At 30.3% G+C, this 2,304-nt stretch carries 1 protein-coding gene; it reads left to right on the forward strand.

The window, feature by feature from the left end; all coding sequences use genetic code 11:
• Positions 1-505 precede the first annotated feature (505 nt).
• Positions 506-2,083, forward strand: coding sequence for an ABC-F family ATP-binding cassette domain-containing protein (locus tag L8D11_RS04980; RefSeq protein WP_272906051.1), 1,578 nt, complete (start codon positions 506-508; stop codon positions 2,081-2,083).
• Positions 2,084-2,304 lie beyond the last annotated feature (221 nt).

Below are 2,304 nucleotides of genomic sequence, written 5' to 3' on the forward strand. Positions count from 1 at the left end.
GATACTACCTCGCCTTTTTCTTTTTTTCTTACTATTATTTCAAAATCCATTTGATACCTGTATTGTTTTAGGTCAAAGGTTAGCACTTTTCCTATTTATACGCTATCTAATATTTATGCTTCCTTTAGAAGAATCAAAAGATGCATAAGAGAATTATTTAAAATACAAAAATTAGAATCTTAAAAAACAGAGGGAGTAATTATTTACAATAGTATAAATTTATGAAATTCTTTTGGTTGATTTACTAGCGTTGAAATTTAGTTTAGCAGCATTTACAGCTTGAGACATACCATGCGAACAAAGTTGTTTTAAGATATATGTGGACGGCTAAGCAAGATAGATAAAATACAGTTAGTGGACTGAACTATATAAAGTTTAACCTGAACACTGCACTGCCAATTTAATAATCAAAATCTGTATTGAAGTAATTCAAATAATCTGTATTATATGTACTTGTTTAGCCTAAATTTAACTAGCTATTGTGATTTTATGTAAAAATATCTCCATGGATTATGGGGGCAAAAAACTTTTTAACGATGTGAGTTTTGCTTTGAAGTCAAATAACAGATATGGTCTAATTGGAGCGAATGGATCAGGAAAATCAACATTAATTAGATTAATACAAGGAGAGGAAGAATTAACTTCAGGTGATATAATTATTAATGACTTACTGAAAGTTAGTGCTTTGAGCCAGGATCAATTTAAATATGAAAATGATAGAATCGTGGATATTGTTATTCAGGGCAATAAAGTTTTGTGGAATGCAATGAAAGAGCAAACGGCATTAAGTAATAAAATTGATGTTAGTGACGAAGAAGGTTATAGAATTGCGGAGTTAGAATCTGTTATATATGAAAATGATGGTTATAGTGCGGAATCAAATGCTGAGATAATTTTACAAGGTCTTGGAATTGAAGAAAAAGATTTTAAAGAGCCACTTAAAAAGTTATCAGGTGGTTATAAAATTAGGGTTTTGCTTGCCCAATGTTTGTTTTCAGATCCTGATATATTGTTGCTAGATGAACCGACAAATCACTTAGATATCTTATCAACACAATGGCTAGAGGATTTTTTGAAAAAAAAATTTAAAGGACTATTATTATTAATATCTCACGATCATGATTTTTTAAATTCAACATGCAATAATATATTGGACATAGATTATCATACAATTACGTTATATTCAGGAAATTATGACTGTTTTGTTAGAGAGAAACAAGATAGAGCAGAGCAAAAAGAGGATGAAAAAGCATCAATAGAAAAGAAAATAGCTAAGGACAAAATTTTTATAGAGAAATTTAGATCCTCTGCTGCACGTTCAAAACAAGCACTTTCAAGAGAAAAAAGAGTCCAAAAAATAGATGTTCCAGAACTTAATCGCACCACAAGAATAGCTCCTAAATTTTCATTTAAGCAAAAGGAAAAATCCGGACAAGAAGTGCTGAATGTTTCAGAACTTTCACAATCCTTTAAGGAGAATAAATTATTTCAAGATTTATCTTTCAAGGTGAATAGAGGCGAAAAAATAGCCATTTTGGGTATCAATGGTATAGGAAAATCAACATTACTTAAAACAGCGCTTGAGCTTATTTCACCTACAAGTGGAAATGTTAAATGGGGATATAATACAAAATCTTCATATTTTTCACAAGATCATCACGATCTAATAAAAGGTAATATTTCAGCGATGAATTGGTTAATGCAAGCCACTAATGAATCAAATATTGGCACTATAAGAGGAGCCCTTGCCAAAATGTTGCTTACACAGGATCAAGCTGATAAATTGGTTGATGTGCTAAGTGGAGGAGAGGCAGCGAGATTGTTATTTGCAAAAATTATGCTTGAACAAGGTAATGTTTTGGTACTTGATGAACCTACAAATCACCTAGATTTAGAAAGCAGAACTGCTTTAGCCAATTCTTTGAAATCTTTTGACGGAACAATTATATTTGTGAGCCATGATAGGCACTTTATATCTACGGTTGCAAATAGAATTATTTTTATGAATAAAGAAAGGACTATAGATTTTTTTGGTAAATACAATGAATTTAGAAATAAATATAGTAAATTTTTTCAAATTTAAATAAACATCTCAACTGTTATCGCAGTTATAAGATTAAATATCGACTACTGTAAATTATGCAAAAATGTAATTTGAATCTATGTTATTGAACCAAAATAATTGGCATTGCTAAGCAAATATAGCGTCAAAGAAGAAATGTATATACACAGATAATTCAGCCATATCAGCGGCTTTGGAATAAGCCTTGGTTTTTCGATTGTATCTCTTGATAAAGTCTCTGA

Origin of the sequence: Candidatus Bandiella numerosa (assembly GCF_021811875.1) — a bacterium.
Lineage (GTDB): Bacteria > Pseudomonadota > Alphaproteobacteria > Rickettsiales > Midichloriaceae > Aquirickettsia > Aquirickettsia numerosa_A.